The organism is Paraburkholderia sediminicola, assembly GCF_046027825.1.
Classification (GTDB): domain Bacteria; phylum Pseudomonadota; class Gammaproteobacteria; order Burkholderiales; family Burkholderiaceae; genus Paraburkholderia; species Paraburkholderia sediminicola_D.
This window is the reverse complement of sequence record NZ_JAQQDU010000012.1, coordinates 110,226-137,034: the sequence shown is the minus strand read 5'-3', so window position 1 is coordinate 137,034 and position 26,809 is coordinate 110,226. Positions and strand designations below refer to the sequence as shown.

The window sequence follows — 26,809 nt, the reverse complement described above, 5'->3', positions numbered from 1 at the left end:
GGGTGCGGGTGCGGGTGCGGGTGCGGGTGCGGGTGCGGGCGAAGCTACAGCATCGGCCACGACCGAGGCAATCCCACGCGGTATCGATCTGAGCGGTCAGGCCCTTGCGATCGTCGCGCTCACCGCTTTCGTCGCCGCTGTGATCGAACTGCGGCCGCTCGGGTTAAGCCATCCGCTGGTAGCCGGCGGTTTCATACTCTCGCTCATCGCGACCGGCGCCTTTATCGCCGTGGAATCGCGCGTCGCGACACCGATGCTGCCGCTCTCGCTATTCAGCAAGCGAACCTTCAATGCTGCCGTGCTATTCGGTATCTGCGTGAATCTGACTTACTACGGCATGGTGTTCGTGCTGAGCCTGTATTTGCAGCGCGTACGCGGCTATACCCCGCTGCAGGCGGGCCTCGCCTTCCTGCCTTTGACGGGCGGCTTTCTGCTCTCGAACGTGGCGAGCGGCTGGGTGGTCGGGCGCTTCGGCGTACGCGTGCCAATGATCGCCGGGGCAATTACCGCGGGGCTCGGCTATGGCCTGCTGCATTTCGTCGACGCGTCTACGCCGCTCGTCGGCTTGCTGCTGCCGTTCCTGCTGATTCCCTCGGGGATGGGCCTCGCGGTCCCGGCAATGACGACCGCCGTGTTGGCCTCGGTCGAAGCGAAGCGCGCAGGCACTGCGTCCGCCGTGCTAAATACCGCCCGGCAAGCAGGTGGCGCGGTGGGTGTAGCTGCCTTCGGCGCGTTGGCGAGCGGCGCAGCCGCCACGCAGATCGTCTCGGGGATGCAGGCTGCGACGGCCATCTCGGTCGGTCTGCTGGTGCTCGGTGGCGTAATGGGCTGCCTCATGCGTCCGGAGCCGCACGCGTCGGCCTCGAAGCCGCCCAGGACTGGCCCTGGGCACGTTGGTGAATCGCGCTGATCGTCTCGTCGCTCTGCTCAGCGCGATTCGGCGATTCGGCGATTCGGCGATTCGGCGATTCGCACTGAGCGTCGCCTCGTTTCGCCGTGAGTGCAAAAAAGACCCCGCGATGCTTACGCACCGCAGGAGTCTTCTTTCAACGCTTTTACGACGCTAGCAGCGCACGATACATCTCGCACTGCCGCCGCACGGCTTACAGCGGCGCTTCCTGAATCGTGCCGGTGTCGATCGCGCGCTCGATCAGCCCTTCGTTTTGCGCCTTGGCGATTGCGTCGGCGATCAGCTTTTCGGGCTGCTCGATTTCGGCCTTGATCGTGCTGATAAGACCGGATGCATCCAGAACCACCAATGTTTTCGCTGAATCGGCAAGGCTGATGATGACGCGATGCGGCGTGGGCCCTTCGCCGAGACTTGCGCACAACTGCGTAACCTTGCCACCAATGGTTTGCTCAAAACTTTGGATCATTACTTGCTCCCTTGATGACAACCAGAATCAAAAGCGACCTGCACAGGCCACCTCAACTGCGTGATCAAAGATTCAGGCCGCCGCGTGGCGCCCGCGCGCCGTCGATACTGATACGGCCCGCTCCGGTCACGAACAGCAACAGGAACCCACCGGCGATACCGATGTTCTTCCAGAAGTGGATCACCATATCGCGCTGCAAGGCGGGATCGGTAACGTTCCAGAAATCGTGACCCAGCACTGCGGTTGCCACGGTGTAGACGGCCATGATGAGCGCGAGTGGCCGGATCTTGAAGCCGACGATCAGCAGCAGACCGCCGAGTGCCTCGACCGCTGTTGCAATCGGTGCGGCGACCGGAACGAACGGCACGCCCTTCGAATGCAGATAGCCGACGAAGCCCGCATAGCCCAGCAGCTTCATCACGCCGCCCCACAAAAATAGCACGGCAAGGGCGATACGCGCGATGAGGATGACGCCGGAATCGACGGGACGCGTCATGAGGGGCTCCTGTAAATGAATAAGCAGCAGACCCGGCCAGGCGGCCGCAGTTCCCCACTTTGCACCTGAGAATAGGTGCATTGCCCGCCTTTTCCAAGCGCGGGCCGGCGTGAACGGCGCGATTCGCGCCGTATCAAGGGAAGAAAAAGGGTGTGCGAGTGCTCTGCGAGCACCCGATTTTGCACAGCATGGCCGGTATCCCCGCCGTACTTACGCGCGAGGATACGTCGCGACCTCGATGAGATTGCCGTCCGGATCGCGGCAATACACCGAAGTCATCTTGCCGCGCGCGCCATCGCGCTCAACCGGGCCGGCCTCTATCTCGACACCCTGAGCGAGCCAATGGGCTTTGACCTCGGCGGGACTCGTCGTGGTGACAAAGCACAGATCGGCACTGCCCGGTACCGGCTCGCGGCCGGTGAACCACGCGACCGTGTCTGCATCCGCCGGACGCAAGTTGATCTTCTGAGTGCCGTACGTCATCGCCACGCGTGTGCCGGTGCGCGACTCGAACTCGGTACGCCGCATGCCGAGCATGCGCGCATACCAGGCCGCGCTGGCTTCCACGTCGACAACGTTCAGAACGAGATGATCGAGACTGTCTATCGAGAAGTTCATGGTTGTCGCCGCCGTGGTGGGGGGTTATTGCTGCGGCGCATCCGGCGCGAGCAAGACACCCTTTGTAAAAACGAAGCAGCCGTAGCCGCGCTCTTCGCCGGTAGCGATCACGCAATAGGCTTTGCGCGCCCGCTCATAGAAAGCGAAACGTTCGACCGAAGCGAACGGCACCTCGCGCCCTTCCGCCGCATTGATCTCGATCTGCGCTTCGCGCTGAACGGCCGGAATCGTATCCGGCTCGCCCACCACTTCCATCCGCGAGGCAGGGCGTTCGATGAAAGTATCCAGCGGCATCACCGAAAGAATCGCGCGAATGGCACGCGGTGCGTTCACGCCATCGAGGCGAAGCAGCTTGCCCAACACGGTCTCCTCTGCGACGGACGCGCCCGGGAAGTTGGCGTCGCAAATCACCAGTTCGTCGCCATGTCCCATCGAGCGTAGCGCATGCAGCACATCGGCATTCAGCAGCGGGTCCAGATTCTTCAGCACGGTGTCTCCTTGAGGTTCGATTGGCGGCTCGCCGCCCGGGTTCGAACGGTTTGCCCTTGTAGCGCGTCGCGATCGATTGTAGCAAGACCCTGGCACACGGTCCGTTGCCGCCGGCCCGTCATCAACCCGCTTTGCTGCGCGATGCGGCGAGCGCCATTCTGGCGGCACTGCCACCGCAGCCATCCGACCAAGGCGAGCAGCACGAGTCCCGCGCCACCCAATACCGGCTCGCGCCAGGCCAGCAACGCGGTGAAGGTGAACGCGCGTGTGCCGGCCAGCAGAGCGAAGCCGGCGATCGCGCTGGAGAGCGAGTCGACGGCGCCGGCCAAACGCGCGACCGTGAGGACAGTACCGGGACCCGTAGCGGCAACGGACTCGTGCATGATCGTCTCCGTGAAAAATCGCGAGTGATTGGCCACTGGTCAGCCGGCCGCAGGCACCTGGTCGAGGAAACCGGTCACCGCCTGCAGACGGCCATGTGCGTCGAGCACGCCGAAGTCGGAGCCCTTGACGATCGCCTCGCCGGCCGGCGTGGTGAGTGCCCATGAGAAGCGCAGGCGGTTCGCGAAGCCATCGACCTCCGTCGTGCGGTGAAACGTGTGATGCGGAAAGCGTTCATGCACGGCACGGATCATCGCGTCGATACCGTCATGGCCCGCGCCTGCCAGCAGCGGATCGCGATAGTCGGCATCGGCGGCCCATGTCGCGGCGATCAGTTCGCGGCGGCGCAGTGCGTCGGTTTCATTCCATGCGTCGAAATAGCGGTCGATCAGATCGGTATTCGCATTCATCTCAGACTCCTTGATTGGCATGACTGAGCACTACGCTCGGCAGACACGTTGTATGCAGCGGGCTCGGAGTGAAGATTGGCGGTTCGCGCGCGGCGCGTCGATTACGTGGGAGGTAAGCATCCGGATGCGCCACGGTGCAGAACCGTGCATCGTCGCCCCTCGGATTGGCCATTCGGCTGAATCGTCACGCGCTGCGTCAGCCGCTAACCTCATCTGGAAATGGGAGGCCGCGCAGCGTTGACACGCGGCATGTGACGAACTGAACGGGTGCGGACATGAGCCGCTTTTTTAATATGGTTTTTACACTTGCAAGATCGTATCCATAAGGATACACTCATCAGAAAATCGGTTCACCGCCTGTGTACACGGTCAACCGCACCGAGGAGTTCGACAGTTGGCTTGCCGGCCGCGCAGACTTGAGAGCGAGGGCAAAAATCCTGGTGCGGGTCCGGCGTGCGGAGCGAGGTCATTTCGGCGACGTAAAGCTGCTGGAAGACGGTGTGTCCGAGATGCGCATCGATTGCGGTCCCGGCTATCGGGTCTACTTCGCGCGCGAAGGGCGCGTGGTGTATCTGCTGCTTTGCGGGGGCGATAAGTCCACGCAGCCGGCCGACATCAAGCATGCCAAATCAATGTGGGCAGCAATCAGAAAGGAACTGTCATGAGCAAAGTCAAAACCGCACGGTTCGACGCATCACACTACCTCGATAGCGAGGAGATGATCGCAGCGTATCTCAACGCAGCGCTGGAAGAAGGCGACGCCGACCTCCTCCTCGCCGCGATCGCCGACATCGCAAAAGCACGCGGCATCGCGAAGGTCGCGGCCGACGCTGGGCTCGGGCGCGAAAGCCTCTATAAAACACTCGCGCCCGGCTCCAAGCCGCGCATGGATACGGTGTTCAAACTGCTGCGCGCGCTGGGCGTCAAGCTCAACGCTGTCCCGGAAGGGGTGGCGCCCGCCTGATTCGCGCTTGTTGTGGTGTCGCCTGGTGCAACGCCCTCGCCCTGGATGTGCTGCGTATTCGCGGGTGCTCCTACGTTTTCTCGTGTGTTTCAGGGCACTCCTGGGTATTCCATTACCTGTCAGGTAATGGATCGCTAACACGGTTTGGCTATCATCGGCAGCATGAACACACTCTCTCTTGCGCAAACCATCCCGTCGAATGCGCCGACGGCAAGCCGCACGGTCGGCGATCTGCTGCGCGAATGGCGGCAACGGCGAAGAATGAGCCAGTTGCTGCTTGCCGCTGAAGCCGATGTTTCAACGCGGCATCTGAGCTTCGTCGAATCAGGCCGTGCGGTGCCCAGTCGGGAAATGGTCATGCACCTCGCTGAGCGGCTCGACGTGCCGCTGCGCGCGCGCAATGCGCTGCTGATCGCGGCAGGTTACGCGCCGCTGTTCCGCGAACGTCCTTTGACAGACCCGCAACTGGCCGCCGCGCGCGAGGCAGTCGAGTTAGTGCTTAAAGGTCACGAGCCGTATCCGGCACTAGCGATCGACCGTCACTGGACCATCGTTGCCGCAAACAATGCGCTTGCGCCGCTGCTTGCAGGCGCAAGTCCGGAACTGCTGAAACCGCCAGTCAATGCGATGCGACTGAGCTTGCATCCGGAAGGCATCGCAGCGTCGATCGTCAATTGGCATGCCTGGCGTGCGCACGCGCTGTCCCGACTCCAGCGGCAAATCGACGTGAGCGGTGACGACACGTTGAGCGCGCTGCGCGACGAGCTCGCCGCGTATCCCGCTCCGCCAGGTGCAGAAGCGGCCGACCCCGACGAGACCGCGAGTAACCAGATCGCCGTGCCGCTGCGGCTACGCACGCCGATCGGCGTGCTGTCGTTCTTCAGCACGACCACGGTATTCGGCACACCGGTGGATGTGACATTATCGGAACTCGCCATTGAAGCGTTCTTTCCCGCCGATCAGCAAACCGCGGCGGCATTGCGCGAGTATGCCGAAAGCCAACGCGCCCAAGGCCAGGGCGCTGAAGCCGTGAAGCCATAGCAGGGCTGCAGAATCCCGGGCAGCATCGAACGCTGGGTTGTTACCGCTTGCAGCACCACAAACCACACGGAGAGACACACTTGATCAACAACGCCCTACTGATCCGCCAACTCGGACCGGCCGACCGCGACGCCTACTTCCAGCTTCGCCTGCGTGGACTGAAGGCGCATCCGGAGTCGTTCGGTCAAAGCTACGAGGAAGCGGTCGCCAAGGGCGCGGCGCGACATGATGCGATGTTGCAAGGTGCGCGCGCAGCCGAAGGCGACTTTTTGCTCGGTGCTTACGCATCGGACAACGCCCCATTGATCGGCGTGGTCGGATTGGTGCGCAACCAGAGCGACAAGGAACGGCACAAGGCCTCCGTCATCGGTATGTATGTCGCGCCGGAAGCTGCGGGCCGCGGAGTCGGACGCGCCTTGCTCAATGAGTTGCTGGCGCGAGCGGCGCAAATAGAAGGCTTACGGCAAATCCAGTTGATGGTGGGTAGCCGGAATGAGGCGGCACGCAGACTCTATGAGTCGCTGGGTTTTCGCAAATATGGTTGCGAGGTTGAGGCGTTGAACGTCGGTGGCGTGTTTCACGATGCCGATCTGATGGCGCGCTTCATGTAACGCCTTCGGGTACCGAACCTGCTTTCCGGGTGTCCGCCGATAGGGTGTGATGCCGGGGTGCGACGTCGGCGCCTATTTCAACGGCATCATGTCAGGCAGCTTGCGCGGCTGGCTGCGGCTGGCTGCGGCTTGGTCGCCGCCTTCGCCGGCACCGTGCCCGGCACACACCCGCGCCCCGCGTTCGGGCTCGAAGTCGAGCGGATCCGCGCAAACGGTTGCTAGAAGTTACAAATGCGGCCTCGTTTGTAACCGGGGCGGCATCAACCTGTTACAGCTCTGATTTGTCCCCACAGTGGCGCCATAGAGCGGTATTTATTACTTTTAATTACTCTCGCTTTCTACTTCCTTTCCGATTCCGTCCTGATTTTTCGGTCTTCGACCGGATGCGCATCATTGCTCAGACAAATGACCGAGGTACCCGCCGTGCAAGGGTTTCCATGGATCAGACAAAATTCCCGAATCGCAAAAAATTCGCAAAGCATCATCTATTACAGGGCCGTGAAAGAATTACCGAAATTTGATGTATCTTTTTGAGATATTTTTTTGTGAGGGGATTGATTTCTTGTTTTGCCCTTCATACAATTCGTCCCAAGCTGTTACTAAATGTAACGCGATGTATCAAGAAGTCGCCATCTGTATCAGGTGGTGACATGTAGCCGGAGGTCATCGTTTCCGGTGAGGCACACAAGACATAACGGCAAAAAAAGCCGACATAGTAATTCGGGGCTTCGGAAACACAGAAAATGGACCGTAGCAGCGAGACGCTGGATTCAATCCGCGAGATCAACTTGTCTTACATCATGCTCGCGCAACGTATGTTGCGTGAGGACAAACCGGTCGGCATGTTCCGGCTGGGTCTGTCGTCGGAACTGGCCGATTTGCTTGCCGGGCTGTCGCTCGCGCAGATCGTCAAGCTGGCCGCTTCCGATCAGCTTTTATGCTTCTTCCGCTTCAACGACCACTCGATGTTGTCGGCACTGACGCAAACGACGAAGCATGCCGCAGTTGCACCGACTCACGCGGCGATCCTGCTTGCAGGCCAGCCTGCTGAGCAGTTTGCCTAATCGAGGTGACCGCGATGCTCAAGCGTAGCCTGACGGAAGACGCACAAGAAGTATTCCGTGCGATCGCGCTGATTGAACTCGGCGCGCGCATGCAGGTGCTCGAAAGCGAGTTGACGCTTTCGCGCGACCGCATGATCCGCCTGTACCGCGAGGTCAAAGGCGTATCGCCACCCAAGGGCATGCTGCCGTTCTCGGCGGACTGGTACATGACGTGGCTCGCGAACATCCACGCGTCGTTGTTCTACAACACGTACCTGTTCCTGAAGAACGAAGCGCGTTGCTCGCACCTGGATGCGCTGACCAAAGGATATCGGCTGTATCTGGAACATTGCCAGCACAGCGACACCGAACCGGTGCTGGATCTGACGCGTGCATGGACGCTCGTGCGTTTCTTCGACGCCGACATCCTGCAACTGACCAAATGCTGCCGCTGCACCGGCAAGTTCGTCGCGCACAAGCACGACCTGCAGCACAACGTGGTGTGTGGCGCCTGCCAGCCGCCGTCGCGTGCCGGCAAGACCAAGAAGGCTGCCGCCGCTCGCCAGGAAGCGCTCGAAGCAGCGCAGATTGCGCAAGCCGCCTGAGCTGAATTGAATCGATGACGGCCGGTCCAGCCTGATTCGAACCGAAGCACCCTTGAAGAAGGTCCGCCATCGTGCGGACCTTTTTGTTTGGCTCCCGCCCAGACACCGGACACCCGGCACCCGGCGCTACCCAGCGAACGGCAACGCCGCGAACCGCATCAGGTGTACAAAGAAACTTCCGGCAATGTCCCGCTTAGCGCATAACGGCCGACGTCACGCACGCGATAGTCGAGCGGATCGTGCAGCGTATGCACGCGAGCGTTGCGCCAGAAGCGGTCGAGCGCGAGCGGCGCATGCGTGGCGCGCGCACCGCAGGCATCGAACAGTTTTTCGCTGACGTCGAGCGCGGCACGATGCGCGACGATTTTCGCTTCCGAGGTGGCGAGCGCCACGTGTGCGCGGGTCTCTGCATCCAAAGCCGGGCCCTGTTGCCACGCATCTTCGAGTGCATAAGCGGCACGCGTGGCCAGCGCTTCCGCACTCACCGCCTGCAGGCGCATCTCGCCGAAACGCTGGATCAGGTAGGAATCGTCGGTGGCTTTGTCGACGCCTGAAGAAATCCACGGCCTACCGTACTGCGTGACGTACGCGCGCGCTTCTTCGAGCGCACCCTGCGCAATACCGACGAACAGATTGGTCAGCACCTGCTGCGAGATCAGTGTGCGCAGACTCGCATAGGACGTATCGGCCCGCTCCAGTACTTCATGCGGCTCGACCACGACCCGCACGAAGGAAACGCTGCCGCTATCGGTCTGCCGCTGACCGATCGGATTCCAGTCTTCGTGAACGGTAATGCCCTCGCGCGTGGTCGGCACCACGGCGAACACCGCTTTGCCGGTGGCCGGATCGTGCGCGGAAACCGTCATCATGTGCGAGCCGCGCGTGCCCGAGCAAAATCCTTTCTGCCCATCGAGACGATAGCCGCCGTCGCTGGTTGCGCTCGCAACGAGTCGCGTGTCGAGCGGATTGACCGCATTGCCCCACCACCAGCGCTCTTCCACCGTGCCGCCCAGATAGCGGGCGCGTTGTTCCGGGTTGCCCCATACATTGACGCTGACCACCTGCAGGCATGTGAAACCCAGCAGATGGGCGAGCGCGCTGTCGACCCGCGCGATCTTGCGGATCGTCTCGTAGATCTCAGGCCAGCGCGCGCCGGGACCGCCGAACTTACGCGGCACCGCGAGCGTAAGCAGCCCCGCGTCGGCGATCCATTGTTTTTCTTGCGCGGCGTGGCCGCCGTCGCGATCGCGCTGAGCCGCGCTCGCATGCAACGCGTCGAGCAAGCCTGCGAGATCGCGCACCACGGGCGCATCGTTGGTTTGCAGCGTTTGCAGTACATCAGGATGGCGAGGTTGGTTCATGCCATGTCCAGGTGAAGAAGTTTGGCGAGCAACACGCGGGTTACCAGCGCCGCCGGTTTGCATTCGACCAGATGAGCGGGAGTCTCATCGGACCCACCGTCAAAAATAGCATGATAGACGGTGACGTCAGCGCTGAAAACGTGGGCCGCGTGCGCGTATTCGTCATGCAAGTAGCCGTCAGGCAAGGCGACGATCACGCCCGTTGTGCAAGCCGTCGCACGAAGCGATCGCCGGCAAACTGTACCGCCGTCACGATCACGATCAGCAACACGATCACCGTCACCATCACGGTCGTATCGAAACGCTGATAGCCGTAGCGGATTGCCAGATCGCCGAGACCACCGGCGCCCACCGCGCCCGCCATTGCCGAGGAACCGATCATCGCCACCACGGTAATCGTGAAGCCGCCCAGAATGCCCGGCAGCGCTTCAGGCAGAAGCACGTGCCAGATGATGTGCCGGCGCTGCGCGCCCATTGCCTGCGCGGCTTCGATCAAACCGCGGTCCACTTCGCGCAAGCTCACTTCGGCCACGCGTGCAAAAAAAGGAATCGCCGCGATACTGAGCGGCACGATCGCGGCCCATACCCCGATCGTCGTGCCGATCAGCAAACGCGTGAGCGGCAGCAGCGCGACCAGCAGAATGATGAAGGGCGTGGAGCGGAATGCATTGACGAGTGCGCCGAGCGTGCTGTTCACCACACGTTTTTCAAAGATGCCACCGCGTGTCGTGGTCACCAGCACCAGCGCGAGCGGAACGCCGACCAGGGCCGCGACAAAGGCGGATACGCCGACCATCACGATCGTGTCGCGAATGGCATCAGCGAGTTCCGAGAGCCAGAGATCAGACATAGCCGAGCACCTCGACATGATTGGCGTATTGGCGCGCGCGCTCAAGGAGCGTCGCGATCTGCTTTTGTACGGTGCTGTCCGCATTCGCGCGTACTTCTGCCGACACCACCAGACGCCCTTGCGCATGCCCCTGAATCCGATCGATGCCGCCGTGCACGAAACTCACGCGGCCACCGTAGGCGCTCAAGGCAGACGTCAAGCCGCCCAGGTCAGGCTCACTTGCACCGCTGCCAGTGAAGCGCACGTCGAGCAGAATTCGCGTATCCGCTTGCGTGATCTCTTGCAACGGTTTGACGCGCGCAGCCAGATCCGCAGGCAGGTCATGCACCAAAGTCCGCAGCAATGCGCGCGTCGCGTCGTGCTGCGGATCGCCGAACACCTGCCACACCGAACCAGTCTCCACGACTTCACCGCGCTCGATCACCGCCACCGTATCGCAGACTTCGCGAATCACCTGCATCTCGTGCGTAATCAGCACGATGGTCAGGTTGAGCCGTTGATTGATATCGCGCAGCAACGCGAGAATGGCTTGCGTCGTTTCGGGATCGAGTGCGGACGTCGCCTCGTCACACAGCAGAATATCCGGGTCGGTCACGAGCGCGCGCGCGATCCCGACGCGCTGCTTCTGCCCGCCGGACAAACTCGCCGGGTAGGCATTGCGCTTGGTCGACAGGCCGACCAGTTCGAGCAAAGCGTCGACTTTTTTATCGATCGCCGCTTTCGGCGCCCCAGCGATTTTCAGCGGCAACGCAATGTTCTCGCGCACCGTCTTCGCGGAGAGCAGATTGAAATGCTGAAACACCATGCCAATGCGCCGCCGCAGCGTAACCAGCCCGCGCTCGTCGAGTTCACCGACGCTCACGCCATTCACGCGCACGGCGCCGGAACCTGGTTTTTCCAGACCGTTGACGAGCCGCAACAGCGTCGACTTGCCTGCGCCGCTGCGACCGATGATGCCGAACACCTCGCCACGCGTCACCTTCAGCGTGACGTTCGCAAGCGCCGCGGTCGATGCACCGCGCGTGTTGGTGAACACCTTGCCCACGTCATCGAATACGACCGCTTCTTGCCCCGTATCGGACGAAACATGATTCAAGGCGAGGGACGGCGCGTCTTCAATGAACTGCGGCACGTCGAAAAGATTGGCCATGCTTCGCTCCTCTCATGCTTCCACGATGGATCGCGCGCCGGTTTGCGCAATGCGTGCATTACGCCGATACTGCGCGCCGGTATGCACGTCAGGCAATCGCGCGCGGCCGCCGCCGAATAGCTTTTCGCGCAGCGTCGGCGCCGGGTCGTAGTCTTCCTTGTAGACGCCGCGATTCTGTAATTCCGGCACCACCAGATCGACAAAGTCTTCGAACGATTCGGGCATGACCGTACGCGTCAGATTGAATCCGTCGACGCCGGCCTCTTCGATCCACGACACCAGCTCATCCGCGATCTGCTGTGGCGAACCGACGACGGGTTTCGCGCGGCCGCCGAGCGTCATCTGTTCAAGCACCTTGCGCTTGGTCCACACACCGCTCACGCTTTTCTTCGAAATCGCCTCGACTGCCGATTGCATCGATTCGGTCTTCACATACGAAATCGGCTCATCCAACTCGTACTGCGAGAAGTCGATGCCGGTCGAACTGGAGAAATGCGCGATGCCACCCTCGGCACTCGCATAACGCCGGTACTCTTCGAACTTCTCCTGTGCAGCGCGTTCTGTTTCGCCGACTACAACGGTGATGCCGGCAAAGATCTTGATATCGTCAGGCGCGCGGCCAAAGCGCACTGCCCGCGCCCGAATGTCGTCGACAATGGAGTGCGTGAGCTGCTTGTTCTGGCCGCCGACAAACACGCATTCCGCGTGACGTGCCGCGAAATCGACGCCCCGGTTCGACGAACCCGCCTGATACAGAACCGGCGTGCGTTGCGGCGACGGCTCGCTCAAATGAATGGCGTCGACCGAATAGTAGGGACCGTCGTGTTTCACGCGGTGCACCTTGTCAGGATGCGAGAAGATGCGTGCCGCGCGATCGCGCACCACCGCGTCGTCTTCCCAGCTTTGCTCCCATAGCTTGTAAGCCACGTCCATGTAATCATCCGCGCGATCGTAGCGGTCGTCGTGGCTGATCTGTTGCGCGAGACCCATGCCGCGCGCCGCGCTGTCCAGATAGCCAGTGACGATGTTCCAGCCCACCCGGCCTTTGGTCAGATGATCCAGCGTCGACATACGGCGTGCGAACAGATACGGTGGCTCGTAAGTCAGATTCGACGTGACACCGAAACCGATGTGCTTCGTCACATGCGCCATCGCCGGCACGATCAGCGATGGATCGTTGATTGGAATCTGCACCGATTCGCGCAACGGAGTTTCCGGGCCGCCCTGATAAACGTCGTAAACGCCGACGATATCCGCAAGAAAGATGCCGTCGAACCTACCCCGCTCGAGCGTTTGCGCGAGGCTCGTCCAGTAGTCGAGGTCGGTGTAGTGCGCGGAGCGGTCACGCGGATGCGTCCACAAACCATGATTGATATGACCGACCGCATTCATATTGAACGCGTTCAGCAGGATCTTCTTCGCCATCGTGCGGCTCCTTGCTGCATGCAACGTTGCTGTCTGCGTGACCTGGTCAAGCGCCTTACCAGGCGACGGCGTAGAGATTGCCGAAGGCTTTGTCGAGTGCGGCACGCACAGCGGGCGAATGCTGGTAGATCGAGATGAACTTGCGGATACGCGGATCGTTCACGCTTTCCGGGCGCACGACCCACTGGATCGCGTAGTTCTTGTTTTCCAGGCCATCGAACAGCAATGCGCTATTCGGATCCGTGGTACCCGCGAGCTTGATGAAGCTCGGGTAGCCTTGGGCGAGATCGACGTCATCCAGCGAACGGGCCAATTGCGATGCCTCGAGTTGAACGATCTTCAGGTGCTTCGGGTTGTCGATGATGTCAAGCGTGGTAGCGCGATAGTCGATGCCCGGCGTCAGCTTGATAAGACCGGCGCGTTGCAGCAGCAACAGACCGCGGCCGCCGTTGACCGGATCGTTTGCAATGGCGACGGTGGCGCCGTCTTTCAATTCATCGAAGCGTTTGATCTTCTTCGAGTACAAACCGATCTTCATGATCGTGCCCGGCGCAATGGCGACGAAGTTATAGCCGCCCTGCTTCTTGGCGTTCTCGAGAAATGGGATGTGCTGGAAATAGTTGACGTCGATATCCTTGTTCGCGAGCGCCGCGTTCGGCGTGTTCCAGTCGGTGAACTCGATGATCTTCACGTCGAGCCCTTGCTCCTTGGCTTCGCGCGCCGCCACTTTGAGCGCCTCGATTTGCGGACTGGTGGCGGTGCCGATTTTCAGCGTGGGCGTGTCTGCCGCGGCTGCGGGTGCCGCAGACAACGCCAGCGCAAGGCCGAACGCGGCGAAGAGCGTCAGACTACGCGCCTTGAAAAAGCGCCGTGCAGTGGTCAGAGAAATGCGCATGGTGAACTCGTTGGGGTTGGGGCGTGGGGTGTTTCGAGGCGAGCCGATCCGACGGCATGCGGGCAGGCGTGCCGGAGTCGGTCGAACAACGGAAATCTGCAACGCGCGGCTTAACCGGCGCGCAGCAATAATCGAACGCGCGAGCGGATCAGCGCGGACAGCGGCAGCTCGGACAGGTCATCGCCTCTCTCCAGATGAGGTGCGAATCATGATAGACGGCGCGAAACCAGCGGTCTACGAACGGATTTTGGGAAGGAAAGCGGGAAAAATGATTTGGGGGAGTTGGGGGCGCGAATTGGGCTTGAAAGACACAAAAATATGTATAAAATCAAAATTTAGCGGTTTAAATTTGATTTAATTGTGAAAAAAGCCCAACTGCTCGACATGCTGCCGTTCGAAGCTGAGGAAGTCATCTCCGCCTTGGGAAGCAAAATCGCGCTCGCCCGCCGAGCCCGGTCATGGACTCAGGCGGACCTCGCCGCGAAGATGGGCGTCAGCGTGAACACCGTGGTCAACCTGGAGAAGGGCCGACCGTCTGTTGCATTTGGGCAGGTCGTCATGGCGCTGTGGTTGCTGGATTCTCTAGACATACTTCGACAGGCTACACGCCCGGAAGATGACCCCGTGATTCAGAAAGAAGCGCTAAGGCGCTTGCCAAAACGTGTGCGGGGATCGCATGGCTGAAAAAACGCGGCCAGTGTGGATATGGCTCCCCGGAGAAGTCGAACCAGTCGCCTGCGGCACTTTCGAATGGTCGCCGGGGATCGGGCAATTCGCCTATCTCCCGGACTATAGGGCACGCGCCGGCGCCCTGCCTATCGATCCCAGCAACCTGCCATTCTCGCGCTCAACGAAACCCGCAACGACGACACTAATGAACGGTGTTTTCGGCGTATTACGCGATGCAGCGCCGGAAGGATTCGGCCTGGATTTGCTCCTCGCGAAACACGCGAGGCAGGATCTCGACGAAATCGACCGGATGGACCTTGCGGTCGGAGATGGCGTCGGGGCAATCGAAGTCTGTTCGCCCGAAATGATCGATCGAAAGATCGCATATCGGCCGCCATCCGAAGACGAATTGAAATTACAACTCGCCGATGCGGACCCCGGTTTTTCGGTACGTCGCGTCGTCGAGCAATTGTCCGGAATAGACGACGGCACGAGCCTTGGCGGAGAAAAACCCAAACTGACCATCACGCGGCAAATCGGCAGCTCGACACAATGGTGGATTGCCAAGCTGCAGGAGCGCGGCGCGGCGCCCTTCCTTCCGGCGCGTGAATTTGTAGCGATGACGCTGGCTGCGCAATGTGGCATTAACGCCGCCCAAGTGCACTACAGCAGGATGGGCCAGAACGAGGTCGTGCTGGTTAAGAGATTCGACCGCGACGTAGTAGCGTACGGTATCCAGCGCTCGCTGTTCGCGAGCGCGGCAACCGTGCTGCGACTGCGCAGCGATTCGACGCGGGAAGACCCAGACCGTTCGTATGTGAAGTTCGCGCATGAGTTGCGGCGTTGGTGCGCAGATCGGAATCAGGGCTACGCCGATCAGCAACGTGAACTGTGGCGGCGTATGACGTTCAATGCGTTGGTCGGCAACTATGACGATCATCCACGAAATCATGGACTGCTTTACCGCTACGGCGCCTGGGCCTTGTCACCGGCCTATGACATCGTGGCGATACCGCGTCGGCGAGAAGATCAAGCGATGGCATTAAACCGGCAGGGAAGCCGCCTTGCAACGCCAGAAAGCCTGATCGTTGACGCACCGGCATTTTCGTATGGGATGGAGGAAGCGTGGGACACATTGCGCGTAATGGCTGACACCGTGCATACGTCGTGGCGCGCATTATTCGCGATGTCATGCGGTCTCAGCGAGCAAGAGGTCGAGATCCAGCGCCCTGCTTTTAAACTTGCGGAAGACATTTCAACCGGACAGCAGACGCTGGATTTGGTGCGCTTAGGCCGGCGCCGCCGATAAATGCTGCCTACCAACGACGATAACAAACGAAAAAAACGCCGGACCACGCTTTAGCGCAACCCGGCGTCCTTCACAAGCCAACTAACCAGAAAAACAAACCCTAGCGCTTCGCCACCTGATCCACCGACGCGGATGCAGATGCAGCAGTCGAAGTCGAAGCCGAAGCAGCCGGACCCGAAGCCGGCGCAACCGCCCCCACCGCCTCATCGCCCGCGGGCTTCACATCGCCCCATCCGCCGCCCAGCGCGCGAATCAGATTGACCGTCGCCACCGCTTGCGTGCCCGACAGATGACTCGCCTGCAGTTGCGAGATCAGCACCTGCCGTTCACCGTCGATCACATCCAGATAGCTGACCGCGCCTTCCGTGTACTGCGTGCGCGACAGATGCTCCGCGCGTTGCGAGGCCACGACCGCGTCGTTCTGCTCACGCATCTGGTCGTCGAGCAAACGCAGATCGGCCAGGTTGTCCTCGACCTCACGGAACGCCACCAGCACCTGCTGACGATACTGCGCTACATCCTCGTCGTACTTCGAGCGAGCCTGCGCGAGGTTTGCCTTGCGGCGGCCACCGTCGAACAAAGGCAGCGTCAGCGCAGTGCCGGCGAATGGCCCGAGAATGAACGCGCGGCTCGACCACATGAACAGATCGCCCAGCGTCGCCGATTCAAAGCCAGCCCCGCCCGTGATATCGAGCTTCGGGAAGAACGCCGACTTCGCCAGACCGACCCGCGCATTCGCTGCCATCATCGCCCGCTCCGCCGCCGAAATATCCGGCCGACGTTCGAGCAGCGCCGAAGGCAACCCTGGCGGCACACGCACCGTCACCGGCACGAGCGGTGCCTCCGCGAACGAGAAATCCGCCGGCGGCTTGCCGAGCAGAATCGCCAGGCTGTGCTCAGAGGCCGCGCGCTGCCGCGCCACACCCACTGCATCGGCACGCGCACTCGCCAGTTCGTTGCGGGAACGCGAAACATCCAGCTCGCCGATATCGCCTTCCTTGAAACGGCGCTCGACCAGCTTCAGCGTGTCCTCACGCAACGCCACGGTACGGCGGTACAGATCCTGATCCGTGTCGAGCTCGCGCAACTGGAAGTAGTTCTGCGCGACGTCGGCCTGCAACGACAACTGCACGGAGCGGAACAGCGCTTCAGTTTGCTGCTCGTCAGCACGCGACGCATTCACGTTCGAACCGACCCGCCCGAACAGATCGGTCTCATACGACGCGCCGACCTGCGCACGCCAGATCGTGCCGTTCGTCCCACCCGCGCTATCCGGCTGAAACTGCGAGGCCGCCGATGCCCGTTCACGCGTCGGGCCAAAGCCTGCGTCGAACTTCGGGAACCAGTCCGATTTCGCCGCCTGCGTCACCGCACGCGCCTGTTGCACGCGTGCTGCTGCCGCCTTCAGGTCCTGATTCGCAGCAGCCGCCTGCTCTTCCAGCGCGTTGAGTTGCGGGTCGCCGAAAATCGTCCACCATTCGCCGCGATGCGCGTCGTCGGCGGGTTGAGCCTGCTTCCAGGTACCCGTGTCCTGCGGCGATGCGGCGGACGTAGCCGATGTAGCCGACGCACCAGACGCGGCCGACGCAGCGGCGGGCGCTTCCTTGAACGCAACCGGTGTATCCACCTCCGGCCGCTTATACGTGGGCTCCACGGAGCAGGCCGCGAGCAACGCTACCAGCAAACCGCTGGCAGCCGCCCGGCCCCACCCGCTCAAAGATTCAAAACGATTCATTTTTATTTTCTCCTCAGGCTTCCGTCGCCGGCGCCCCAAGATGCGGCGCGTCTTTCTGCGCGACGTGAATCGTCCCGCCCGCCAACGTACGCAGCACCACATAGAACACAGGGGTCAGCATCAGGCCGAACAGCGTCACGCCGAGCATGCCGAAGAACACCGCGATCCCCATCGCATGACGCATCTCCGAACCCGCTCCACTCGAGAGCACCAGCGGCACCACACCCATGATGAAAGCGATCGACGTCATCAGAATCGGACGCAGACGCATACGGCTCGCCTCGATCGCCGCCGCCAGCGGTGTACGCCCATCATGTTCGAGTTCGCGTGCGAACTCGACGATCAGAATCGCGTTCTTCGCCGACAGCCCCACCAACACCATCAAACCGATCTGCGTGAAGATGTTGTTGTCGCCACCCGTGAGCCACACACCGGTCAGCGCGGACAGCACGCTCATCGGCACGATCAGGATCACCGCGAGCGGCAGCGTCAGACTTTCATACAACGCGGCCAGCACGAGGAACACGAGCAGCACGCTGATCGGGAACACCCACAAACCCGCATTGCCGGCGATGATCTGCTGATACGTCAGGTCGGTCCATTCGAGCTTCACGCCATGCGGCAAGGTTTCCGCCGCCACGCGTTCGGCAGCGGCTTGCGCCTGACCCGACGAGTAACCCGGCGCCGGACCACCGTTGATGTCGGCAGCCGTATAGCCGTTGTAGCGCACCACCATTTCCGGGCCATACGTCGGTGTCACCGTCACCAGCGACGACAACGGCACCATGTCACCCGCGGCATTGCGCGTCTTCAGTTGCAGGATGTCGTCAGCACGTTGACGGAACGGCGCGTCAGCCTGCACCCGCACCTGATACACGCGGCCGAAGCGGTTAAAGTCGTTCACATACAGCGAACCCAGATAGATCTGCATCGTGTTGAACACGTCCGTGACCGGCACGCCGAGTTGCTTGGCCTTCACGCGATCCAGGTCGACGTTCAGTTGCGGCACGTTGATCTGATAGCTCGAGAACGTCGGTCCGAGTTCAGGCGTTCGCGCTGCTTTCTTCACAAAGGCTTCCGCAGCCTTGTTCAACTCCGCATAGCCCACCGCACCGTGATCCTCCAACTGCATCTTGAAGCCGCCCAGCGTACCGAGACCCAGCACCGGAGGCGGTGGGAACACCGCGACGAACGAATCCTTGATCGCACCGTACTGCTGGTTCAACGCACCGGCAATCGCACCGGCCGAGAGCTTCTTGCTGCCGCGCTCCTTGAAAGGCTTCAACGTGACGAACACGATGCCCGCGCTCGAGCTATTAGTGAAGCCGTTCACCGACAAACCCGGGAACGCCACCGCGCTTTCCACGCCAGGCTGCTTCAGGGCGATCGCGCTCATATCGCGGATCACCTTTTCCGTGCGATCCAGCGACGCACCGTTCGGCAACTGCGCAAACGCAATCAGGTATTCCTTGTCCTGCGCCGGTACGAATCCGCCCGGCACGACGCGCGAGATCAGCACAGTCGCACACAGCAGGATCGCGTACACCGCGAGCATCGCGCCTTTACGGCGCAGCACGCCCTTCACGCCACGGCCATACTCCGTCGAGCCGCGATGAAACACCTTGTTGAAGCCCTTGAAAAAACGGCCCAGCACACGATTCATCACACGCGTCAGGAAGTCTTCCTTCGCGCCGTGGCTACGCAGCAGCAGCGCGGACAAAGCCGGCGACAAGGTCAGCGAATTGAACGCCGAGATCACTGTCGAGATCGCGATGGTCATCGCGAACTGCTTGTAGAACTGCCCCGTCAGGCCCGTCATGAAAGCGAGCGGCACGAACACGGCGACCAGCGTCAGTGCGATGGCGATAATCGGCCCACTCACTTCCTGCATGGCCTTATAAGTGGCGTCGCGCGCACTGAGCCCGCTTTCGATGTTCCGTTCGACGTTCTCCACCACCACGATCGCATCGTCCACCACGATCCCGATGGCAAGCACCATCCCGAACAATGACAACGCGTTGATCGAGAAGCCGAACGCCAGCAACAACGAGAACGTCCCGACAATCGACACCGGCACCGCAATCAACGGAATGATCGACGCACGCCACGTCTGCAGGAACACGATCACCACGATCACCACCAGCGCGATCGCTTCGAGCAGCGTGTGAATCACTGCCTCGATACTCGAGCGCACGAACTGCGTCGGGTCATAGACAATCTTGTATTCGACGCCGGCCGGCATGTCTTCCGCCAGTTCCTTCATCGCGGAACGAACCTGGTCGGAAATCGCGAGCGAGTTCGCACCCGGCGCCTGGTTGATAGCGAGCGCCACCGCAGGCTTGTTGTCGAGTAGCGAACGCAGGCCGTATTCCGACGCGGCCAGTTCGATACGCGCGATATCGCGCAGGTACGTCACGCCGCCATCCGGCGCGGTTTTGACGATGATGTCGCCGAATTCGCCCTCAGTCTTCAAACGGCCACGCGCATTCACCGACAACTGCAGTTGCGTGCCCGGCACCGAAGGCGATGCGCCGATCACACCGGCTGCCACCTGAATGTTCTGCTCGCGGATTGCATTGACCACTTCGGTCGCGGTCAAACCACGCTGTGCGACTTTCTGCGGATCGAGCCAGACGCGCATCGCATAGTCGCCCGAACCCCACAACTGCACTTCGCCGACGCCCTGAATTCGCGCAAGCCGGTCCTTGACATTGAGCAGCGCGTAGTTGCGCAGATACGTCATGTCGTAGCGATTGTTCGGGGAGATCAGGTGGACCACCATCGTCAGCGTCGGCGAACTCTTGATGGTCGTGATTCCAAGCCGCTGCACGTCTTCCGGCAGGCGCGGCAGCGCCTGGTTGACGCGGTTCTGCACCAGTTGCGTCGCGAGGTCCGGATTGGTGCCGAGCTTAAAGGTCACCGTCAGCGTGAGATTGCCGTCGCTATTGGCTTGCGACTGCATGTACAGCATGTTCTCGACGCCGTTGATCTGCTCTTCAAGCGGCGCCGCGACGGCTTCCGCGATCACTTTCGGGTTGGCGCCCGGATATTGGGCGTGCACCACCACCGAAGGCGGCACGACTTCCGGGTACTCCGAAATCGGCAGCTTGAAGAGCGAGATGATGCCCCCAAGCAGGATCAATACCGATAGCACGCCGGCAAAGATCGGTCGATCGATGAAGAATTTGGATATGTTCATTGGAAGCTCTTAACGTTGAAGCATGCGCCCGCTACGGCTGCCTGACAGGGTCAGATAAGCGCGGCGCACGAGGCTCACGAATTCTTGTCCGCTGTTTTTGCCCGCGTCTGCGCGAGCGGCGCGCCGTTCGGATCCTGATCGGCGGTCATCGGCACCATGTGAGCACGCACCGCATCGCCCGGACGCACGCGCTGGATGCCGTTCACGACGATCCGGTCGGTCGCCTGCAAGCCGTCTTTGACGACGCGCAAGTTGCCCTGCATGCTGCCCACCGCGATTTCCCGATAGACGACGTGATTGCTCTGGTCGACCACCAGCACGAACTTCTTGTCCTGATCCGTACCCACCGCCGCATCGTCGATTAGCAGTGCCGGATGCGGCTCGCTGCCGCCGACCTTCACACGCGCATACAGACCCGGGATCAATGCACCATCCTCGTTATCGAAGCGCGCGCGCACCCGGATCGTGCCGGACGACGTATCCAGACGGTTGTCCACGGACTCGATCGTGCCGCTGCGTGAGTAGCCGCTTTCATCCGCCAGACCCAGGTCCACTGGCACCTTGCGGCCATCCTTCGCGCGGCTCAGGTACTGCAGATAGGTTTGTTCGTCGACGTCGAACGAGGCGTAGATCGGCGACACCGACACCAGCGTGGTAAGCGGCGCCGAGCTTGCGCCCGCCGCCACCACATTGCCCACCGTGATTTCCGCGCGCGACACGCGGCCCGCCACCGGCGCGACGATCTTCGTGTAGCCAAGATTGATTTGTGCGGTTTCGACGGCGGCTTGCGCGGCTTTCAGGTTGGCACTCGCTTCGCGCGCGGCGTTCTGCTTCTCGTCGTAATCGCGCCTGGCGATCGCGTTGTCGGCGATCAGACGTTGCGCACGTTCCCAATCGCTTTGCGTGTAGCCCGTACGCGCTTGCGCTGCCGCGAGTTGCGCTTCGGCGCGATCGACTTCGGCTGCATACGGACGCGGATCGATCACGAACAGCGTGTCGCCCTTTTTCACGAGCGCGCCGTCCTTGAAGTTGACGGACACGATCGTGCCCGGCACCTGCGAACGGACGTCCACTTTTTCGACCGCTTCAAGGCGGCCCGAATAGCTCTGCCAGTCGGTGATGGTTTTTTGCACCACAGTGGCGACATCGACCTCCGGCACGATGGTCGGCGCAGCGGGCGAGCTCGCGTCGACGCGAATTGCGCCGAAGGTGCCCAGCCCGGCCACGGCGATGACGACGAGCGCGGCAATCGCCACACGGCGACGGGAAAGAGGAAGGATAGTCATGTGAAGCTCCCGGTATCGTTGATTAAAGTTCTGCTTATTGGTGTCTCAGCGATGGGCGCGCGCATCGAAGCGCCACTGAAAAAACTGCACCGCTTCCTGCAAAGCCGGCGGATGATCGGCCAACGCGGCGTGCGAGACGCTGGGATAGCGGACCACCTGGGTCAGCACACCTGCGTCGATCAGACTGCTCGCGTACTTCTCCGCTTCCACATGCAGCACGTCGTTTTGCGCCGTCGCGATCAGCGTGGCCGGCAGGCCCGCGAGGCGCGACGATTCGAGTGGCGCGGCATACGGATGCATGCGTTGCGACGCTTGCGGCAGATACGCGCGATAACACGCCGCGCATTCCTTCGCAGTGATGTCCGAGCCGAGGCGCTTCTCGTCGCCGAGCCGCGTGAGGCTCGGATCGAGCATCGGTCCAAACAATGCCTGCGCGGCGATGCGCACATCGCCACGGTCACGCGCAATGAAAGCGAGGCAGTTGGCCAACTGCCCGCCCGCATCGTGGCCCGCCACGCCGACCTTCTTGCTATTCCCGCCAAACGCGCGTGCTCTTGTCTGCACCCACAGCGCCGCGCGATGTGCGTCTTCGGGCGCCGCCGGAAACGGGAACTGCGGCGCCAGCGAATAACCGACCGAGACGACGAGCGCCGGTAAGTGTTCTGCGAAATAGCGCGCGGCGTAGTCGGCCTGATCGATCGAGCCCTTCGTAAAACCACCGCCGTGGAAATAAAGCAGTACTGGCAGTGAGGTTTTCTGTGGCTGCCGGTACAAACGCAACGTGATGTCCTGCGCGTGTCCTTCGATCTGCACGTCAGTGACGTCGAGTGCCGTGCTGTCTGCCTGTGCCGGGCCGCTGCCGGTGGGCACAAAGGAGTACGGCGGTTTAAATGCATCCATGTCGAGCCGCGCAATGCGCATAGAACTTCAATGGTGCGAATTGTGGGTTCGGCAGACTCGTAAATAAATGCCTATAATCCGGCAACACAATTCGGCGCCTCTGAACAATCGAATGTGATTGCTCTGCGGATTCGCTGCAGATTCGCCCCCAGCTCAGAGTGCCCGCCCCTTTTAGGAGGTTTGCAATGGACCGGCTTCAGGCCATGCAAGTGTTCACGCGCGTCGTCGACACCAACAGTTTTACCCGTGCAGCGGAAACGCTCGACCTGCCGCGCGCATCGGTTACCACCATCATTCAGAACCTCGAAGCGTTCCTCGGCACGCGTCTGATGCACCGGACCACGCGGCGTTTGTCGCTGACGCCGGACGGCGCCGCGTACTACGAACGCTGCGTGCGCATCCTCGCGGACGTCGAAGAAACCGAGGCCAGCTTCCAGAGCGGCAACAAGAAGCCGCATGGCAAGCTGCGCATCGACATGCCCGGATCGATCGGGCGCTTGCTGGTAATTCCTTCGCTATGTGAATTCCACACGCGTTACCCGGACATCGACCTGCAACTCGGATTGACCGACAGGCCGGTCGACCTGTTGCAGGAAGGTGTGGATTGCGTGGTGCGAGTGGGCGCGCTACAGGATTCTTCGCTCGTGGCGCGCCGTATCGGTTTGTTCGAGGGCGTGACATGCGCGGCCCCCGACTACATCGAGCGCGCGGGCGTGCCGACTTCGCTCGAAGACCTCGAGAATCACAAAGCAGTCAATTATTTTTCGAGCCGCACGGGGCGCACGATCGATTGGGCCTTCATGGTTGATGGCAAAGAAATCGAAGTAAAGATGAAGGGCATTGTGTCGGTGAACGACGCCGATGCCTACGTGACTTGCGGACTGGAAGGCTTCGGCCTGATTCAGCCGGCGCTCTTCATGGTGCTGCCGCATCTGCGTTCGGGTCAGCTGGTTGAAGTGCTACCGGAGCTGAAACCTTTGCCGATGCCGATTTCCGCAGTCTATCCGCACAGTCGCCATCTGTCGCCTAAAGTCCGTGTTTTCGTAGACTGGATTGCCGAGCTGTTTGACCGCTGCCCGTTGTTGAGCGGACGCGGCAGTCTCGACGCAATGTGCACGAAGCGCACTTTCGAAGAACGCGAGTCTGCTCCGACACTCGATACACCGGTAATAACGGAGTGGGTTGCCTGATTGGGTTACTTGAACCGCGCGAGTTGAAGCACAGAATCTGGAACAGTGAATTCCAGCCGCGGCTCTAATGCCGCGGTTGCCCTGCAGTAACCGGGTAACGCGTGCGTTGTTGCGATTGTTCTGGAATCGCGACAATTCATTTCGCAAAAGTGCGATTTATCCGAGTCATCTCGAAGTCTACATTTCACCCTGTCGCAGCGCCGCTCGTGCTGCAAACGAATCGACAGGAGTGGATCATGAAACGCAATCTCTTAGCAGGCCTGGTTATTTCGCTGCTTGCCAGCGGATTGGTGTTTGCTCAAGGCAGCGATGGTGGCATTGGGCATGCAGGCACATATGAAACGGCACCTACGCCGACTACAACCGGAAAAACCCGTGCTGAAGTTCAGGCTGAATTGGTCGCGGCGTATCGCGATGGATCGCTGCCTGCATTGAATCGCACGTCGTATCCGAATAAAGGTCTGATTGGGCAGACGCAGGCTGCGCGGATTGCATTGCAGGAAGGGACTAGTGGCGATGTTACGCGTGTCGCCAACGGGCAGTAAGGCTAAATTTTCCGCGATTGTTCGGTATCCAAAAGAAACTCTCGTCGCGGCTGGGTTTGCACACTCTTTACAAAGGAGCATGTCATGACACCGTCTGAACTCGATCATTGGGATATGGATGTGGCTGTTTGGACGCCTTATCGGGCGCCGCAGCGATAAGAGTTTGGTTTGGTTTTTGCCTGCGCGGCGCTTTTGTTTGTGCGCTTACGGTGTTGGCCTTTCCTTGTTTTCTTATCGGACTATTAGCGTCGCCCCTGTGCGGGCCAGGCACCTACTTTTCTTTGCCTGCTGCAAAGAAAAGTAGGCAAAAGAAAGCAGCTCGCACCCCCTGCTAAGCGGGTCCCCCGCACAGTTGCGGTAGTGGTGCATCTGGAATCCGTGCCCTCGCACATTCGCGCGAGTGACAAAGCAGTCATACTTCCGGCGACGCTGCGCGCGCCGAAACCTACTTCATAAAACCGATCGCAGTCCTTTTGGCTTCCGCGGGTTGCTCGGCGCCCCGGCTTATCGTTGCGTCACCGCTACCACTTGCACTTGCACTTGCACTTGCACTTGCACTTGCACTTGCACTTGCACTTGCAGTGGCAGTGCAACACATCTTCATTTCAATCGAAATGAAGATTCGCTCATAAGTGCGGGGGAGCACCTCGCCGAGGCGAAGCCGATGGCCCCCCACCGCGCAGAACCGAAGCCTCATGTTTTCAGATGGACCCTTCCGGCGAGCACGTAGTGCGAGGCGGGAAGCATGACGTCCTTGTCACTCGCGCCGAATGTGCGAGGGCACGGATTCCAGATGCACCACTACCGCAACTGTGCGGGGGACCCGCTTAGCAGGAGAGTCGAGCCGCTTTCTTTTGCCTACTTTTCTTTGCAGCAGGCAAAGAAAAGTAGGTGCCTGCCCCGCACAGGGGCGACGCTAATAAACCAATAAGAATTCAAGGAAAGGCCCACACCGTAGGCACACAGAAAACAAGCGCCGCGAAGGCAAACAAACCAGGAAAATCCCAACGCCGCAGGCAAACAGACAAAGCGCCGCACAGGCAAAAAACCTACCTCTTCGGCACCCCATCCCTCCACTCCCCCCAATGCGCGGCAATATCCTGCACCAGCGGATCCCCCGCCCTATACAGATTCTCAATAGCAATCGTAAAGCCCCCTTGCGCAGCATAGTTAAGCAAATTATCCGCACTAGTCTGCCCATCATATGGCCGATCAAAATCAGACCCTGCCCGCAGGACGGCAACCCGATTCAAATCAACCTTATTCACTGAGGCCGCGCGCTTAAGCGCCTCATACGTCGCGTTATCCTCCTGCTGCGTCGTGCAATACACCCCATTGCCATTCGTCAGAATCCGGGTCCAATCCCGCGCCCGCTGCCCCAGCAGCGTCCCTGACCACCAGGTATCGCCCGCGAGCGTATCGCATTGAATAACAGTGGGCGGCCGATTAGCCGGCGCATAAGAATACTTGGCCCGCGCAGCCTGCGCCTGAGCGTTATCAGACAACACTACGCTCCGCGACAAAGCAAACGCCGTATCGGCAAGCTGGGTATTCAACTGAAACACCTCCGTCCGATAGTCGAGCGGCGGCTTGTCCGCCGGACTCGTGGTATTGATCCCAAGGTACCCGGTATTCCAGCCAGGCGGAATCTCGCGCGCGTCGATCTCCCACTGAATCCCAAAGTCAACCAGATACTTCGCCCACGCGGCAGATCCGACCGTCCCTTGCTGCGGATCGATCCCGGCAATACCGGCAACCATAAAGTATGTATGCCGCAAATCGAAACGCGGTGAGAAGGTCAACGCCATGATCGACGCGGCAGCGTTGCTATGCCCCATGCCAGTGGTCATGACACACACGTCCTGCTTATTGCAATGAACCGTCGGGTAGTCAGGCGATAGGCCATCAACCGTAATCTCGCGCCATGGCCCCAGCCGATCGAGCCATATTTGCCCCTCCGGCCCGAACATCGAAATGATCATCACCTTGACCGGCCGCCCGTGCGAGCCGCCATCGCCTTGCGACAAACTATCGTTGTCGTCCGCGCTGGCAGGGCCAGATGTGAAGGCGGCGCAAGCCGCGAGTGTCATTGCGCAGATTGCGCCAAGTGTGCGAGTCAGCATCGTGATCCTTCCTTTCTTCTATTGATGCAGATTGGGAGAGGGGCCGCTTTCAAGCCGAAAGAAGTATAGATGTGAAGAAATTATTTTCCACTACGTGTTACGGCATTTCATGCGCCGCGATTGAAATCTGCTGGCTCG

28 protein-coding genes are annotated in these 26,809 nt (G+C 60.8%); 11 read left to right on the top strand and 17 right to left on the bottom strand.

Annotation, left to right across the window (positions count from 1 at the left end):
* Positions 1–910, top strand: a 910-nt coding sequence (locus tag PQQ96_RS09380; protein ID WP_408291052.1) for an MFS transporter, incomplete at its 5' end; no start/stop codon positions are given.
* Positions 911–1,103: 193 nt separating this feature from the next.
* On the opposite strand, the gene PQQ96_RS09375 is transcribed toward PQQ96_RS09380, so the two are convergent.
* From PQQ96_RS09375 to PQQ96_RS09350, 6 genes are all read right to left on the bottom strand, one after another.
* Complete coding sequence (locus PQQ96_RS09375) at positions 1,104–1,376, bottom strand: hypothetical protein (protein WP_408229602.1); 273 nt, start codon at positions 1,374–1,376, stop codon at positions 1,104–1,106.
* A gap of 64 nt (positions 1,377–1,440) precedes the next feature.
* Positions 1,441–1,872 (bottom strand): DoxX family protein, encoded by a 432-nt coding sequence (locus PQQ96_RS09370; protein WP_408291050.1) that lies wholly within the window; start codon positions 1,870–1,872, stop codon positions 1,441–1,443.
* 210 nt (positions 1,873–2,082) lie between these two features.
* The gene (locus PQQ96_RS09365) at positions 2,083–2,490 is read right to left on the bottom strand and encodes a VOC family protein (RefSeq protein WP_408291048.1); all 408 of its coding nucleotides are present in this window, start codon (positions 2,488–2,490) and stop codon (positions 2,083–2,085) included.
* Between the two features lie 24 nt (positions 2,491–2,514).
* Positions 2,515–2,979 carry an RbsD/FucU family protein gene (locus PQQ96_RS09360; RefSeq protein WP_408291046.1) on the bottom strand — a complete coding sequence of 155 codons (465 nt, stop codon included), beginning with the start codon at positions 2,977–2,979 and terminating at the stop codon, positions 2,515–2,517.
* A complete protein-coding gene (locus tag PQQ96_RS09355; protein ID WP_408291044.1) occupies positions 2,973–3,362 on the bottom strand; it encodes a hypothetical protein in 390 nt (129 codons plus the stop codon). The genes PQQ96_RS09360 and PQQ96_RS09355 overlap by 7 nt, the downstream gene beginning before the upstream one ends.
* Before the next feature lie 39 nt (positions 3,363–3,401).
* On the bottom strand, positions 3,402–3,770 hold the full coding sequence (locus PQQ96_RS09350; protein ID WP_408291043.1) for a nuclear transport factor 2 family protein: 369 nt from the start codon (positions 3,768–3,770) through the stop codon (positions 3,402–3,404).
* Positions 3,771–4,129: 359 nt separating this feature from the next.
* Between PQQ96_RS09350 and PQQ96_RS09345 the strand changes: the two genes are divergently transcribed.
* The 6 genes from PQQ96_RS09345 to flhC all read left to right on the top strand — a co-directional run bounded on the left by PQQ96_RS09345 (position 4,130) and on the right by flhC (position 8,034).
* On the top strand, positions 4,130–4,435 hold the full coding sequence (locus tag PQQ96_RS09345; protein ID WP_408291042.1) for a type II toxin-antitoxin system RelE/ParE family toxin: 306 nt from the start codon (positions 4,130–4,132) through the stop codon (positions 4,433–4,435).
* Positions 4,432–4,734, top strand: coding sequence for an addiction module antidote protein (locus PQQ96_RS09340; RefSeq protein ID WP_408291040.1), 303 nt, complete (start codon positions 4,432–4,434; stop codon positions 4,732–4,734). The genes PQQ96_RS09345 and PQQ96_RS09340 overlap by 4 nt, the downstream gene beginning before the upstream one ends.
* Before the next feature lie 162 nt (positions 4,735–4,896).
* A complete protein-coding gene (locus tag PQQ96_RS09335; protein WP_408291038.1) occupies positions 4,897–5,775 on the top strand; it encodes a helix-turn-helix domain-containing protein in 879 nt (292 codons plus the stop codon).
* An 80-nt stretch (positions 5,776–5,855) separates the two neighbouring features.
* Entirely contained in the window at positions 5,856–6,386 is a 531-nt protein-coding gene (locus PQQ96_RS09330; protein ID WP_408291036.1) for a GNAT family N-acetyltransferase, read from the top strand.
* A 743-nt stretch (positions 6,387–7,129) separates the two neighbouring features.
* The gene (gene flhD, locus PQQ96_RS09325) at positions 7,130–7,450 is read left to right on the top strand and encodes a flagellar transcriptional regulator FlhD (protein WP_028194930.1); all 321 of its coding nucleotides are present in this window, start codon (positions 7,130–7,132) and stop codon (positions 7,448–7,450) included.
* Positions 7,451–7,464: 14 nt separating this feature from the next.
* Complete coding sequence (gene flhC, locus PQQ96_RS09320; protein WP_074286790.1) at positions 7,465–8,034, top strand: flagellar transcriptional regulator FlhC; 570 nt, start codon at positions 7,465–7,467, stop codon at positions 8,032–8,034.
* Positions 8,035–8,192: 158 nt separating this feature from the next.
* Here flhC and PQQ96_RS09315 read toward each other — a convergent pair whose 3' ends face one another.
* Genes PQQ96_RS09315 through PQQ96_RS09290 form a run of 6 tightly spaced genes read right to left on the bottom strand, consistent with a single transcriptional unit; the run spans position 8,193 to position 13,715 of the window.
* On the bottom strand, positions 8,193–9,395 hold the full coding sequence (locus PQQ96_RS09315; protein ID WP_408291034.1) for an acyl-CoA dehydrogenase family protein: 1,203 nt from the start codon (positions 9,393–9,395) through the stop codon (positions 8,193–8,195).
* The gene (locus tag PQQ96_RS09310; RefSeq protein WP_408291032.1) at positions 9,392–9,592 is read right to left on the bottom strand and encodes a hypothetical protein; all 201 of its coding nucleotides are present in this window, start codon (positions 9,590–9,592) and stop codon (positions 9,392–9,394) included. Before PQQ96_RS09310 ends, PQQ96_RS09315 begins: the two co-directional genes overlap by 4 nt.
* Positions 9,589–10,245 carry a methionine ABC transporter permease gene (locus PQQ96_RS09305; protein ID WP_408291031.1) on the bottom strand — a complete coding sequence of 219 codons (657 nt, stop codon included), beginning with the start codon at positions 10,243–10,245 and terminating at the stop codon, positions 9,589–9,591. The genes PQQ96_RS09310 and PQQ96_RS09305 overlap by 4 nt, the downstream gene beginning before the upstream one ends.
* Entirely contained in the window at positions 10,238–11,395 is a 1,158-nt protein-coding gene (locus tag PQQ96_RS09300; protein WP_408291029.1) for a methionine ABC transporter ATP-binding protein, read from the bottom strand. Before PQQ96_RS09300 ends, PQQ96_RS09305 begins: the two co-directional genes overlap by 8 nt.
* A gap of 12 nt (positions 11,396–11,407) precedes the next feature.
* A complete protein-coding gene (locus tag PQQ96_RS09295; protein WP_408291027.1) occupies positions 11,408–12,820 on the bottom strand; it encodes an LLM class flavin-dependent oxidoreductase in 1,413 nt (470 codons plus the stop codon).
* Positions 12,821–12,875: 55 nt separating this feature from the next.
* Entirely contained in the window at positions 12,876–13,715 is an 840-nt protein-coding gene (locus PQQ96_RS09290; protein ID WP_408291025.1) for a MetQ/NlpA family ABC transporter substrate-binding protein, read from the bottom strand.
* Positions 13,716–14,075: 360 nt separating this feature from the next.
* Between PQQ96_RS09290 and PQQ96_RS09285 the strand changes: the two genes are divergently transcribed.
* Positions 14,076–14,399 (top strand): helix-turn-helix domain-containing protein, encoded by a 324-nt coding sequence (locus PQQ96_RS09285; protein WP_408291023.1) that lies wholly within the window; start codon positions 14,076–14,078, stop codon positions 14,397–14,399.
* Complete coding sequence (locus PQQ96_RS09280; protein WP_408291022.1) at positions 14,392–15,693, top strand: type II toxin-antitoxin system HipA family toxin; 1,302 nt, start codon at positions 14,392–14,394, stop codon at positions 15,691–15,693. The genes PQQ96_RS09285 and PQQ96_RS09280 overlap by 8 nt, the downstream gene beginning before the upstream one ends.
* A 100-nt stretch (positions 15,694–15,793) precedes the next feature.
* On the opposite strand, the gene PQQ96_RS09275 is transcribed toward PQQ96_RS09280, so the two are convergent.
* The 4 genes from PQQ96_RS09275 to PQQ96_RS09260 form a co-directional block, all read right to left on the bottom strand.
* Positions 15,794–17,428, bottom strand: a complete 1,635-nt coding sequence (locus PQQ96_RS09275) for an efflux transporter outer membrane subunit (RefSeq protein WP_408291020.1) — start codon at positions 17,426–17,428, stop codon at positions 15,794–15,796.
* A 13-nt stretch (positions 17,429–17,441) separates the two neighbouring features.
* Positions 17,442–20,627 (bottom strand): efflux RND transporter permease subunit, encoded by a 3,186-nt coding sequence (locus PQQ96_RS09270; protein WP_408291019.1) that lies wholly within the window; start codon positions 20,625–20,627, stop codon positions 17,442–17,444.
* 74 nt (positions 20,628–20,701) lie between these two features.
* Positions 20,702–21,913: an efflux RND transporter periplasmic adaptor subunit gene (locus PQQ96_RS09265; protein ID WP_408291017.1), complete on the bottom strand. Its 1,212-nt coding sequence runs from the start codon at positions 21,911–21,913 to the stop codon at positions 20,702–20,704.
* A gap of 45 nt (positions 21,914–21,958) precedes the next feature.
* The gene (locus PQQ96_RS09260) at positions 21,959–22,813 is read right to left on the bottom strand and encodes an alpha/beta hydrolase (RefSeq protein WP_408291015.1); all 855 of its coding nucleotides are present in this window, start codon (positions 22,811–22,813) and stop codon (positions 21,959–21,961) included.
* A 185-nt stretch (positions 22,814–22,998) separates the two neighbouring features.
* On the opposite strand from PQQ96_RS09260, the gene PQQ96_RS09255 reads away from it, so the two are divergent.
* Positions 22,999–24,003, top strand: a complete 1,005-nt coding sequence (locus PQQ96_RS09255) for a LysR family transcriptional regulator (RefSeq protein WP_408291014.1) — start codon at positions 22,999–23,001, stop codon at positions 24,001–24,003.
* Positions 24,004–24,239: 236 nt separating this feature from the next.
* A complete protein-coding gene (locus tag PQQ96_RS09250; RefSeq protein ID WP_408291012.1) occupies positions 24,240–24,548 on the top strand; it encodes a DUF4148 domain-containing protein in 309 nt (102 codons plus the stop codon).
* Between the two features lie 1,049 nt (positions 24,549–25,597).
* Here the strand turns inward: PQQ96_RS09250 and PQQ96_RS09245 are convergent.
* Complete coding sequence (locus PQQ96_RS09245; RefSeq protein WP_408291011.1) at positions 25,598–26,671, bottom strand: purine-nucleoside phosphorylase; 1,074 nt, start codon at positions 26,669–26,671, stop codon at positions 25,598–25,600.
* Positions 26,672–26,809: the final 138 nt, after the last annotated feature.